The 13187-nt window shown below is 65.0% G+C and carries 7 protein-coding genes; 6 read left to right on the forward strand and 1 reads right to left on the reverse strand.

All coding sequences use genetic code 11. The annotated features are described in order from the left end of the window. The first annotated feature begins 66 nt into the window (after positions 1 to 66). From P6U28_RS09590 to P6U28_RS09610, 5 genes are all read left to right on the forward strand, one after another. Positions 67 to 1968, forward strand: a complete 1902-nt coding sequence (locus P6U28_RS09590; protein WP_209294352.1) for a potassium transporter Kup — start codon at positions 67 to 69, stop codon at positions 1966 to 1968. 140 nt (positions 1969 to 2108) lie between these two features. After that, on the forward strand, positions 2109 to 4037 hold the full coding sequence (locus tag P6U28_RS09595) for a potassium transporter Kup (RefSeq protein ID WP_122403831.1): 1929 nt from the start codon (positions 2109 to 2111) through the stop codon (positions 4035 to 4037). Positions 4038 to 4438: 401 nt separating this feature from the next. Continuing rightward, entirely contained in the window at positions 4439 to 4765 is a 327-nt protein-coding gene (locus P6U28_RS09600) for a rhodanese-like domain-containing protein (RefSeq protein WP_162500327.1), read from the forward strand. A gap of 8 nt (positions 4766 to 4773) precedes the next feature. Next, positions 4774 to 5952: an aminotransferase gene (locus tag P6U28_RS09605; RefSeq protein ID WP_122403829.1), complete on the forward strand. Its 1179-nt coding sequence runs from the start codon at positions 4774 to 4776 to the stop codon at positions 5950 to 5952. 7 nt (positions 5953 to 5959) lie between these two features. Further along, the gene (locus P6U28_RS09610; protein ID WP_122403828.1) at positions 5960 to 7066 is read left to right on the forward strand and encodes a polyamine ABC transporter substrate-binding protein; all 1107 of its coding nucleotides are present in this window, start codon (positions 5960 to 5962) and stop codon (positions 7064 to 7066) included. Positions 7067 to 7221: 155 nt separating this feature from the next. Here the strand turns inward: P6U28_RS09610 and P6U28_RS09615 are convergent, their stop codons facing one another. Continuing rightward, on the reverse strand, positions 7222 to 11241 hold the full coding sequence (locus P6U28_RS09615; protein ID WP_407122106.1) for an autotransporter domain-containing protein: 4020 nt from the start codon (positions 11239 to 11241) through the stop codon (positions 7222 to 7224). 187 nt (positions 11242 to 11428) lie between these two features. Here P6U28_RS09615 and P6U28_RS09620 point away from each other — a divergent pair, with 187 nt between their 5' ends. After that, entirely contained in the window at positions 11429 to 13159 is a 1731-nt protein-coding gene (locus P6U28_RS09620; protein ID WP_122403825.1) for a tetratricopeptide repeat protein, read from the forward strand. Positions 13160 to 13187 lie beyond the last annotated feature (28 nt).

Genomic DNA, 13187 nt, shown 5'->3' on the forward strand with positions numbered 1-13187 from the left:
GACAGGCGCGCGGGAAGCGTCAAAAGGCGCCGGATCAAATTCAGGGACCAAGCGTTTTCCACCCTCATGACGGCGAGCATCACATCGACCGAGACTCAGGATGTGCAACCGGTCACATCAGGCTTTTGGGCCCTTACGCTCGGGAGCATCGGCGTCGTCTTCGGCGATATCGGCACCTCGCCGCTCTATGCTTTCCACGAGGCGGTCAGGGGCGCGGCCCATGGCGAGCCGGTCTCACGCGTCATCGTGCTCGGCGTGCTCTCGCTGATCCTGTGGGCACTGCTGATCGTCGTCACTGCGAAATATGTCCTGCTGTTGCTGCGCGCCGACAATAACGGGGAGGGCGGCACGCTCTCGCTGATGGCGCTCGGCCAGCGCGCGCTCGGGCGGCGGAGCTGGTTCCTGCTCGCGCTGGGCGTGGTCGGCGCCTCGATGTTCATCGGCGATTCCATGATCACGCCGGCGATCTCGGTACTCTCGGCGGTCGAAGGCCTGAAGCTCGCAACTCCCGCGCTCGAGCACTATGTCGTGCCGCTCACCGTCCTCATTCTGGTGCTGCTGTTCGCGGTCCAGAGCAAGGGGACCGCACTGGTCGCCTCGGCATTCGGGCCGGTGATGGTGGTCTGGTTCACGGCCATCGCCGTGATGGGGGCCGTCCATATCGTCGATGACCCCTCCGTGCTGGCGGCGATCAATCCCTATTACGCGGTGCAGTTCGTGCTGTCACACGGCACGATCGGCCTCGTGACACTCGGCGCCGTGTTCCTGGCGGTGACGGGGGGCGAGGCGCTGTACGCCGATCTCGGCCATTTCGGCCGCAAGCCGATCCAGTCGGCCTGGATGTTCTTCGTGCTGCCCGCGCTCCTGATCAACTATTTCGGGCAGGGGGCGCTGGTGCTGTCCGATCCCAGCGCGATCGAGCATTCCTTCTATCGCATGGTGCCCGAGAAGCTGGTGCTGCCGTTGGTCGGGCTTGCGACGGCCGCAACCGTGATCGCGAGCCAAGCGGTGATCACCGGCGCCTATTCGCTGGTCTATCAGGCCGTGCAGCTCGGCCTCCTGCCGCGTTTCGAGGTGCGTTACACCTCCGAATCCCATGCCGGCCAGATCTATCTGCCGCGTGTCAACCGCCTGCTGCTGATCGGCGTGATGCTGCTGGTGCTGCTGTTCCACACCCCCAGCAATCTGGCCTCGGCCTACGGCATTGCGGTCTCAACCACCATGGTCGCCGACGGCATCATGGGCTTCGTCGTGATCTGGAAGTTGTGGAATTGGCGTGCGGCGGCGGCCGCGGCCGTCATCATGCCCTTCGTCGTCGTCGATTTGAGCTTCTTCAGCGCCAATCTACTCAAGCTGCTCGAGGGCGCCTGGGTGCCGCTGCTGTTTGGCGCGGCAATGGCTGGGACGATCTGGACCTGGCGCAAGGGCTCTGGAATTCTGATGCAGAAGACGCGACGGATCGAGGTGCCGCTGGACGATCTGATCCGCAGCCTGGAGAAGCGGCCGCCGCACATCGTCAAGGGCACCGCCGTATTCCTGACCAGCGATCCCGCTTTCGTGCCGACCGCGCTCCTGCACAATCTCAAGCACAACAAGGTGCTGCATGAGCACAACGTGATCCTGACCATCGAGACCGCGCATACGCCGCGGGTCGATCTGTCGGAGCGATTCAGGATGGAAAAGATCAGCGACAAGTTTTCCAAGGTCCGCTTGCGCTTCGGCTTCATGGAGCAGCCGAACGTGCCCAAGGCGCTCGCGATCGCGCGCAAGCAGGGCTGGCAGTTCGACATCATGTCGACCTCGTTCTTCGTGTCGCGAAGGTCGCTGAAAGCCTCGGCGCAGTCGGGCATGCCGCTCTGGCAGGATCACCTATTCATCGCGCTGAGCCGGTCGGCCAACGATGCAACCGACTATTTCCAGATTCCCACCGGGCGGGTGGTTGAAGTCGGAACCCAAGTCACTATTTGAACGCAACTGGTGAATCCATGCAAAATTAGCATGGCTAGGGCCCGAAATCGGGCTAGGCTATGCCGGCAGCGCAGGACTATAAGCCGCGCGCTTTTGCGCCGTTGTGCCGTGAAGCATTGTCGAGGCCATAGGGCTCTTCCATGACCAGTGACGTAGCAGTTCCCGCCCCGGAGACGGCGGCGGCCAACGGGCATGGCGAGGCCCATACCACCGCCGGTTTCGGCGCCCTGACGCTCGGCAGTATCGGCGTCGTCTATGGCGATATCGGCACCAGTCCGCTCTACGCGTTCCGCGAGGCGGTGATGGCGGCCTCGGGCGCCGAGGGCTTGCCGACGCCGGCGGCCGTGCTCGGCGTGCTTTCCCTGATCCTCTGGGCGCTCATCGTCGTGGTGACGCTCAAATACGTGGTGATCCTGCTCCGCGCCGACAACAACGGCGAGGGCGGCACGCTGGCGCTGATGGCGCTGGCCCAGCGGGCGGTTGGCACCGGCGGGGCGACCATCGTCCTGCTCGGCATCATCTCTGGCGCCCTGTTCTACGGTGATGCCGTGATCACGCCGGCGCTCTCGGTGCTGTCGGCGATCGAGGGCATGAAGGACGTCACCCTGACATTCGAGCCTTATATCGTTCCGCTGACCGTCGTGATCCTGGCCGGTCTGTTCGCCGTGCAATCCCGTGGCACGGCGCGCGTTGCCGCCTTTTTCGGCCCGATCATGTGCGTGTGGTTTGCGGTGCTTGCGGCCGCGGCGATCCATCCGATCATCCAGCAGCCGCAGGTGCTGCTCGCGCTGAACCCGCTCTATGCCGTGTCCTTCATGCTGCACCATGGCATCATCGGCTTCGTCACGCTGGGCGCCGTGTTCCTGGCCGTCACCGGCGCCGAGGCGCTCTATGCCGACCTCGGCCATTTCGGCAAGCGGCCGATCCAGTTCGCCTGGCTCTCTATCGTGCTGCCGTCGCTGGCGCTGAACTATCTCGGGCAGGGGGCGCTCGTCCTCAGTGACCCCGGCGCGATCGTGAGCCCGTTCTTCCAGCTCTTCCCGCAAGGCTTTGTTCGCGGCACCATGGTCGTGCTGGCCACTGCCGCCACGGTCATCGCGAGCCAAGCCGTCATCACCGGCGCCTATTCGTTGACGCGGCAGGCGATCCAGCTCGGGCTGCTGCCACGCTTTGAAATTCGCCATACGTCGGAAGCCCATTCCGGCCAGATCTTCATCCCGCGCATCAACCAGCTGTTGCTGGTTTTCGTGGTCCTTCTGGTGCTGCTGTTCCGCTCCTCGTCCGCGCTCGCCTCCGCCTACGGTATCTCCGTCACCGGCACGATGGTGGTCACGGCCATGATGGGTTTCGTCGTGGTCTGGAAGGGGTGGCGGTGGTCGCCGCTCGCCGCGGGCGCGCTGATTGCGCCGTTCCTGTTCCTCGACCTGACCTTCCTGACCGCCAATCTCTTGAAGGTCTTCGAGGGCGGCTGGGTGCCGCTGGCGCTCGGTGCGGTCATGATCATCCTGATGTACACGTGGCGGCGCGGCAGCCGGCTCTTGTTCGAGAAGTCGCGCAAGCTCGAGTTTCCGCTCGCCGACCTGGTCGCCATGCTGGAGAAGCGGCCGCCGCAGCGGGTGCCGGGTACCGCGGTGTTCCTGACCTCGGACCCGCTCAGCGCGCCGACCGCGCTGATGCATAGTCTGAAGCACTACAAGGTGCTGCACGAGAAGAATGTCATTCTCACCATCGAGACCGCGCAGACCCCGCGGATCGATCCGGCGGACCGGGTGAGGCTGGAGCAAATCTCACCAACCTTCTCCAAGGTGACACTGAAGTTCGGCTTCATGGAATCGCCCAACGTGCCGAAGGCGCTGGCGATCGCCCGCAAGCTGGGCTGGCAGTTCGACATCATGTCGACCTCGTTCTTCCTGTCGCGAAGGGCGCTCAAGCCCGCCGCCCATTCCGGCATGCCGCGCTGGCAGGACCGGCTGTTCATCTCGCTCAGCCGCGCCGCCAACGATGCCACCGACTATTTCCAGATCCCAAGCGGCCGCGTCGTCGAGGTCGGCACGCAGGTGACGATTTAGCTTTCAGCCGGGGCTCCATCCGTCGCCATCGCTGTCATCGCCCGGCCGATGTTTCGACCGGGCGATCCAGTACTCCGAAGCGCCCGTGATTCACCGAGCAGCGGCGGCGTACTGGATTCGCCGCTTGTCGCCTACGCTAAAGCTTCGGCGCCCCTGGACCTCAACCCCGGCGAAGCCTTGGCGTAGCCGGGTCGCGGGGAATGACACCGAAGGAATGGTGAGAACTGAAACGGAATCTCCGGGCATAGACCCCGAAAGCCGGACTTCAAGTCGCTGCGATTTAGCTTTAACTTGCGCCGCGCGGCTCAAGCCCTTGTGGCGCTTGATTTTCGTTTCCCGAGAGGCGAGGTTGCCGCCGGCCGGGATCGCCCGGCATGCGCCTTGCGACGTTGGAGGATGAAGTGGCAAACCAGGTACAGGATCTGACCCCGGACGAGGTCTCCAAGGGTGTCGCGGAAGGGCGCTATCTGCTCGTCGACGTCCGTGAGCCGAATGAGGTTCAGGCCGAAGCCTATCCCTATGGCGTCGTGGTTCCGCTCTCGACCTTCGATCCGAAGGCGATTCCCGACCCCGCGGGCAAGGAGGTCGTGTTCGCCTGCCGTTCGGGCAAGCGCTCGGTGACGGCCTCGCTCGCGGCGCAGGCGGCGGGCCTGCCTTACGACAAGCATCTGGCCGGCGGCATGCTCGGCTGGAAGGCGGCGGGTCTTCCCAGCAAGGTCGGTGGCTGATCGGCCCGATGTCCAAAAGCTCGTCCTTGAACAAGGTCTTCGCCGATCTTCCCGTCACCATCTTCGAGGCGATGTCGCAGGCCGCGCGCGACAACAATGCCATCAATCTCGGCCAGGGATTCCCCGACGATCCCGGGCCTGAGGACATCCGGCGCGCCGCGGCCGAGGCCTCGCTGAATGGCTACAACCAGTACCCCTCGATGATGGGCCTGCCGGAGCTGCGCCAGGCGATCGCGACCCATTACGGCCATTGGCACGGCCTCAAGCTCGATCCGATGAGCGAGGTGATGGTCACGTCCGGCGGCACCGAGGCGCTGACCTCGGCTATCCTCGCCGTGGTTCAGCCCGGCGACGAAGTGGTCTGCTTCCAGCCGGTCTATGATTCCTATTTGCCGATCATCCGTCAGGCCGGCGGCATTCCGCGCCTCGTCCGCCTCGAGCCGCCCCATTGGCGGCTGAATGAGGACATGCTGAAAAGCGTGTTCAATTCAAAGACCAAGGCGGTGCTCTTCAACAATCCCTTGAATCCCTCCGCGGTGGTCTATCCGCGCGAGGATCTCGAACTGCTGGCGCGCTACTGCCAGGAGTTCGACGTCATCGCGATCTGCGACGAGGTCTGGGAGCACGTCACCTTCGACGAGCACAAGCACATCCCGCTGATCACCATTCCGGGCATGCGCGAGCGCACCATCAAGGTCGGCTCGGCCGGCAAGATCTTCTCGCTCACGGGCTGGAAGATCGGCTTCGTCTGTGCCGCGCCACAGCTCTTGCGCGTCGCCGCCAAGGTGCACCAGTTCCTGACGTTCACCACCGCGCCGAACCTCCAGGCTGCCGTCGCTTACGGCCTCGGCAAGTCCGACGACTACTTCCTGTCGATGCGCCAGGATCTGACGCGGAGCAGGGACCGCCTGACCAGGGGGCTGGAGAGCCTCGGCTTCCCCGTGCTGAAGTCGCAGGGCACCTACTTCCTCACCGTCGACCTGTCGCCGCTCGGGCTGAACGAGAGCGACACCGAGTTCTGCTGGCGCATCGTGAAGGACTACAAGGTCGCCGCGATCCCGGTCTCGGCCTTCTACGAGCAGGACCCGGTGACATCAGTGGTGCGCTTCTGCTTTGCCAAGAAGGACGAGACCCTCGACACCGCGCTGGAGCGGCTGTCGGACGCGGTGCGTGGACGCAAGAGGTAGACCAGTGATGACGAACGTCAGCCGCTCGAGGTTTCGTCTTGCCATCGCCGCAGCGCTGACGTTGTTCTCCGCTCCTGCAGGCGCGGAGGAGCGAGTCGTCAACTTCTACAACTGGTCCAACTACATGGCGCCGGACGTCCTTGAAGCCTTCACCAAGGAGACCGGCATCAAGGTGGTCTACGACACCTTCGACGCCAATGAGACGCTGGAGACCCGCCTGATGGCCGGCAAGTCCGGCTACGACGTCGTGGTGCCCACGGCTTACTTCCTGCAGCGCCAGATCAAGGCGAACATCTTCCAGAAGCTCGATAAGACGAAGCTGCCTAACCTCGCCAATGCCTGGCCGATGGTGACGCAGCGCCTCGCCACCTATGACCCCGGCAACGTCTACGCCGCCAACTATATGTGGGGCACGACGGGCATCGGCTACAACGTCGCCAAGATGAAGCAGATCCTGGGTGCCGACGCGAAGATCGACAGCTGGGACGTCGTGTTCAAGCCGGAGAACCTGGCAAAATTCAAAGACTGCGGCGTGCACATGCTCGATTCCGCCGACGATATCTTCCCGGCGGCGCTGAACTATCTCGGGCTCGATCCGAATTCGACCAAGCAGGCGGACCTGGAGAAGGCCGCCGATGTCGTGGCAAAAGTCCGCCCCTCCGTGCGAAAATTCCACTCGTCCGAATACTTAAGCGCGCTCGCGACCGGCGAGATCTGCTTCGTCGTCGGCTGGTCCGGCGACATCATGCAGGCGCGTGCCCGCGCGGCCGAGGCCAAGAGCGGCATCGAGATCGGCTACGCGATTCCGAAGGAGGGCGCGCAGATGTTCTTCGACAATCTCGCGATCCCCGCGGATGCCAAGAACGTCAGCGAAGCCTACGAGCTGATCAACTATCTCTACCGCCCCGACGTTGCCGCCAAGAACTCGGACTTCCTGTCCTACGCCAACGGCAACCTCGCGAGCCAAAAGTTGGTCGACCCGAAGATTCTGAACGACAAGAACATCTATCCCGACGAGGCGACGCTCGCAAAGCTGTTCGTCATCACGGCGCGCGAGCCGGCGACCCAGCGCATCATCAACCGGCTGTGGACCAAGGTGAAGACGGGGCGGTAGGCGGCTTGGGAGCCGACCCGACAAACGAAATTCCGCAAAACAACCCCATGCACAGTAGAAACGCCATCTGCGGGTTGCCGGCGGTGGCGGTGCTTAAGTCGCGATCCGGCTTGGCTTAATCGACGTGCGGGCGCAGCGCGAGAGCAAGGCGCTTCCTACCACTCATACCGCACCGTGCCCTTGCCGGTGTAGGTCTGCGTGCTGCGCGAGAATTCGCCCTCGACGGTGCCTGCGAGCGATAAGCCGTTTTTCCATTTCATTTCGGCCCGGCCGCCGGCCAACGCTGAGTCGGCGGCGGGACGCGCGCCGCTGACGGTGAAGGCAGCGCCCGGCAGCGTCTGGAAGGCGGCGTTCACGAGACGGCTGGTGTTGGTGTCGTGCGCCCAGGCGAGCCGGCCGCGCAGCGTGAGCACGCCGTTATCGACCAGGAAGCGCTGGTCGGTGCGGGCGCCGAGCTCGGTGCGGACATTTGTTGTGTCCTGCGCGGTGTAGGACAGCGCGAACTGGTTGCTGCCGGCGATCGCGGTCTCGCCATAGCCGGGCAGGTGGAATGTGGTGACTTGTGCGGCCGCGTAGGGCGTCACGCCGAAGCTGGAGGCGCGGATTGGTGCGAAGCGCCAGCCACCTTCGAGGCGGCCCGAGAAGGTGCTGGCCTTGAAATTGGCGGTGAGCTTGTCGGTGCCTGAGACCGTCACGGTGCGGTCGGTGGTGACGTCCTGCCAGCCATAGGCGAGCGCTGCTGAGATATAGGCGGGCCCAAAATTGTGGCGGCCGTAGAAGCCGGCCTGGAACAGGTCGGCGCGGCCGCTGCCGAGACTGTCGGACAGCGCAAAGTTGTAGCCGGCGCCGCCGAGCGCAAAGCCGACCAGCGTGTTCGGCGATATCCGATAGTCCGCGCCGACCACGGTGCCGTAGATGTGGCTGGTGGTGGTGCTCGAACCTGATGCGGCGTTGCCGTTCAACGTGCTGGCGCCGCCATAGCCGGAGGCCCACACGCCCCAGCGCCGGTCGATGACCTCGCCGCTCGCCTCGCGCGGTGTCACTGCGGCGTAGGCTTCGCGTAGCCCGGCGTCATTTGGTGCGGTGGAAGCGTAGCCCAGCGTCCCGCCATCGCTGGCCGTGCCGCCGCGCTCGCCGTCCGTGCCGCCGCCGCCAAAGGGATCAAGCATGCCGATGAACTGCTGCGTGGCGTTGAACGAGGCCTGCGTGCCGGCGGCGCCGGGCTGGCCGGAGACCTGGCTGAGCCCGTGGTTGAGCTGCGGCTGGCCCATGTTGAGCAGCGCATCGAAGCCGACCGGCGGCGTCGCGCCGCCCTCGACCGCCTTGTTGATGGCGCCGGCGACGTTGCTCTGGTTGGCGCCTGTGCCCGCCGGCAGCACGATCGCGCTGGGATCGAGCACGAGATAGACGTTGTTGACGTCGTAAGTGAGGTGCGGGTTGCGGGTGGGACTGAAGCTGCCGCTCACGCTCAGCCCGGCGAACTTCGTTCCGGCAAGGCCGCCGGTCGCATTGAGAATGGTGTAGGTCTGGCTGCGGAAGCTGCCGGGCAGCGCCACCGCCTGCACGGTGGCGCCGGTCAGCGTCGCGGTGCCCGAGACATTGGTCCGGTCGGCGGCGGTGGCGGAGACTTCCACCCTGTAGAAGCTGCCGGCACTGAAGGCGAGGCTGCCGCTGACGGTGAGGGTGCCGACGGAATTGCCCGGCGCCAGCGTGCCGCCGCTCGCGATCGTCGTGTTGCCGACGATGCCGGTGCCGCCGAGCGTGCCGCCGCTGTTCACGGTGAGGCTGCTGGAGGCGATGATCGAGCCGTTCACCGCCAGCGTGCCGCCGTTCACGATCGTCGCGCCGGTGTAGGTATTCGCGCCCGTCAGCGTCAACGCGCCGCTGCCGACCTTGGTCAGCGCGCCGTTGCCCGCGAGACTGGCGTCGATAATGCCGGCTCGTACGTCGAACAAACCGGACGATGACAACGTGCCGTTGGTTATGCGACCACCCGTCACCGTCACGCCGCCGTCCTGGGTCTGTGCCGTGCCGCCAAGATCGAGCGTGCCACCCGCAACATTTGTGCCGGCACTGCTGGCGCCAAGCGTGCCGGCGCCCGCGATCTTCAGCGTGCCCGCATTGATTGTGGTGCCGCCGGTATACGTATTGGCCCCCGACAGGGTCAGCGTGCCGGAGCCGATCTTCACCAGCGAGCCGCCGGCGCCGTTGATATCGCCGCTCACCTCGGTCGAGAGCTTGTTCGAGCCGACGGTTAGCTCATTGGCGCCGAGCAGGTAAAGGCCAGCGCCCGCGATGGAGCCGGCGCTGATTTTGTTGTCGCCGTTGGGGCCCCCGGTGGGACTGAAATCGACCAAGCTGCTGGCATTATTGATGATGACCGCGTTGCCGGCTGTGCTGTTGGCGAAGAACGTTATACTGCCATTGTTGGTGATGGTCGCGTTGCCGGCAGTGGCGGACCCGTAGAATGCGATGCCGCCATTGTTGGTGATATTTGCGCTCGCCGCCGTGCTGCTGTCCCGGAAGTACAGAGCATTCCCGTTCGTGATGGTTGCGCCGCCGGCGCTGCTGGCTTCGAGGAAATTCATAGTGCCAAAGCCGACGTTGGAGATCGTGGCGCTGCCCGCCGTGCTGCTGTCCCTGAAGAGCGCGTCATTTTCGTTCGTGATGGTTGCGCTGCCGGCGCTGCTGGTGTTGAGGAAAGTCAGCGTGGCGCCGCTGGTGCTGACGATCGTGGCGTTACCGGCCGTGCTGGTGTCACGGAATTCCAGAGTGCCGGCGCCGTCAGTGGTAATGGTCGCGCCGCCGGCAGTGGAGTTCGCATTGAACGACAGAGTGCTGTCGCTGAAGATCGTGGCGGTGCCCGCCGTGCTGTTGTCCACGAAATGGATGATGGCGTGGTTGGTGATCGCCGAACTGCCGGCCGTGCTTGTGTCGTTGAAATTCAGCGTGCCGCCGTTGGTGATGGTGGCGCTGCCAGCCGAACTGAGATTGTAGAACCCCAAGAACCGGTTGTTGGTGATGATGGCGCTGCCGGCTGTGCTGGTGTCCCAGACGTACAGATAGTAGTTGTTGTTGATGGTGGCGCTGCCGGCCGTGCTGGTGTTCCTGAAGTTCAGAAGACCGCCGTTGGTGATGGTGGTGATGCCGCTGGTGTCGGCGTTGAAGACATTGAATGCGCCCGAGCTGCCGACGTTGACGGTCCCCACAATGGAGCCGACGCCGTCGGCACTGCCGAGCTGTAACGTGCCGCCGTTGATCGTGGTGCCGCCGGTATAGCTATTGGCGCCCGACAGGGTCAGCGTGCCGGTGCCGGTCTTGACCAGCGCGCCGCCGGCGCCCCAGATGATGCCGCTGACCTCGGTCGAGGAATTGTTGGAGCCGACCGTCAGCTCATTGGCGCCGAGGTTGTAAGCGCCGGCGCCCGCGATCGAGCCTGCGCTCAGCCTGCCGTCGCCGTGCGGACCGGTGCTGTTCGAGAAATCGACGGAGCCTCCGACGTTGTTGATAAGGGTGGCGCTTCCGGCCGTGCTGGCATCGAGGAAACGCAGGTTGCCGCTGTTGATGATGGTGGCGCTGCCGGCCGTGCTGTTGTTGTAGAAAGACAGAGTTCCGTTGACGTTGTTGGTGATGGTGCCGTCGCCTGCCGTGCTGAAGTCGTTGAAGAACAGCATGTTGAAGCTGGTGTTGGTGATGGAGGCGTTGCCCGCCGTGCTGTTGCCGAAGAACTGCAGGTAGTTGTTGTTGGTGATGGTGGCGCTGCCGGCCGAGCTGGTGTTGGAGAAAGACAGATCTCCGCCGCCGTTGATGTTGATGGTGACGCTGCCGCCGTTGACGGTGATGCCGGCGCCAGTGAAGTTCAGCGAGTTGCCGACGGCAAACGTGTAGTTCGAGGCGCCGGCATTGAAGGTCCAGCCGCCGACGCTGGCGATCGCAATCACCAGGCTGGTGGTATTGGAGGTACCGAACGAGGCCGTGCCGACAGGCACGAAGCCGCCGTCCCAATTGGCGCCGTTGCCGTAATCGTTGCTGCCGGGGGAGGCGAGCCAGGTGCCGTCCGACGCGGCGCGCGTCGGCCCGGCCGGCAGGGTCCAGGCCAAGGCCAGTGCCGACGACGTCAGCAGCGCGGCCCGCAGGTGGCGGGTCGCTTTGAAATAATCTTTCCCCGTCCTCACCACTTCCCCCAGCACGCGGTCCGAGTCCTCGACCGGATTCTTCGCATCGGGTGGGGATTGGTGTCTTGATAAGGGCTTGGCTCATTTCTGAAAGTTTCTGATATTTGTGTTTCAGACCCGATTTTCGGGCATTTTCGGCAGACTTCCGCTATATGGAGCCGCCTTGAGAGACGTGTTGGGGGATCACTTGCTTCGTTTCGCCGGCTTTGAGCTGGATCAGCAGCGTGCGGAGCTGCGCGGGGCCGATGGCACGCCGATCAAGCTCCGGCCCAAGACTTTCGAGATGCTCCGGCTCTTTGCCGCCAGCGGCGGCCGCGTGCTGAGCAAGCAGGAGCTGATGGAGGCGGTCTGGCCGAACGTCCATGTCGGCGAGGACAGCCTGTTTCAATGCATCAGGGAGCTTCGTACCGCGCTCGGCGACGAGCGGCGGCAGCTGATCAAGCTCGCCTCCGGCGGCGGCTATTTGCTGGCGACGGAAGTCTTGGCGGGGCCCGAACCCGGCCCGGTGCAGGCCGAGCGGACGGCGACGGACCCGACCGGTGAGGTCGCGCCCCTGCCGCCGGTCGAGGTCGCCGCAGTGAGGCCACAGCGCGCCTGGTTCGGCTTGAGTCGGCAGGCCACTGTTGCCGCCGTCGCCGGGCTTTGTGTGATCGTCATGGGGCTCGCGGTTGCTGCGCCCGCGCTGAAGCCGGACCTTCTGTTCAAGCGAACGCCCCCGCGGCTCGCGGTGATGCCGATCGTTGACGACAGCAAGGACGCGCGCGGCGCGGCAATGGCCGCCGAGGTCACCGCGCGCCTCACCGATGGTTTTGCCAGGATCCAGAACATCAGCGTGGTTGCGCCGCGACTGGCGGCCAAGGGTGGCGACGGCACCGGCGCGCCCGCCGCATCATCCGACTACGAGCTGCGCGGCGAACTGGAGCGTCGCGACCGGTCCTGGACGCTGCGTGCGCGCATCATCAAGGCCGCGACTGGCGAGGTCCAGTCGGTCATCGCAGCGTCGGTCGCCGCGGAGGAGATGGATGCGCAGCTCGCGCAGTCGCGCCTCGTCGCAGGCGTCGGTCATGGGCTTGCGCGCCGTCTCAACGAAATTCTGGAGGCGCGCGTGCCGCGCGCCCCGGTCGCGGGAGCGTCGGCCGGCGGCGACAAGGTGGCCGTGGAGCAGGCGCTCGCATCGATCAACCAGACCACGCGCGAGCGTTTTGGCGCGGCACAGGCCATGCTGCAGAAGGCGCTCAGCGACTACCCCGACAATCTCGACATCGCGGTTGCGCTCGCTTCGCTGCAGATGCGCGGCATCCAGATGGTCTGGTTCAGCCCGGAGGAGGCGGTCGCGGTCGAGGCCAAGGCCAACGCGACGCTCGAGCAGGCGCTGCGGTCGAAGCCGAATTCGATTGCGGTGCTCGAGGCCTATTGCCGCTTCCTCAGCGCGACCAACCATTTTGTCGAGAGTCTCGTCACCTGCGCCAAGGCCTTGAGCTTCGATCCGTGGAACGGATCTGCGCTCTATCTGATCGGCCTCGGGCAGGTCTATCTCGGCCGCTTCGACGATGCGCTCGCGACGTTCCTGCAGGCCGATCGTTACGACACGCCGCAGGCCTCGCGCTGGACCTGGCTGCTCGGCGCGGGCATGACCTATGCCTTGATGGGGCGCTACGAGGAGGCGTTGCCCTGGCTACAGCGTTCGATCGCCATCACGCCCGGGACCGGCCGCTCGCACTTCCTGCTTGGGGCCGCCTACCAGAGAACGGGCCGCCTCGAGGAGGCGAGGGCGGCGATCGCCGAGGGATTGAAGCTGCGGCCCGGCACGACCAGACAAAGCGTCTCGCCGCCGATGAAGAACGCGAGCCCGGTGTGTGTCGAGGCCTGGGAGCGTGTCGTGCAGGCCGAGGTGGATGCGGGACTGCCGGAGCAGTGAGGGCGTATGAGCGCCTCGAATTTCTCAA

This window comes from Bradyrhizobium sp. STM 3561, from assembly GCF_045571455.1.
In the GTDB taxonomy this organism is placed as follows: Bacteria; Pseudomonadota; Alphaproteobacteria; order Rhizobiales; family Xanthobacteraceae; genus Bradyrhizobium; species Bradyrhizobium vignae.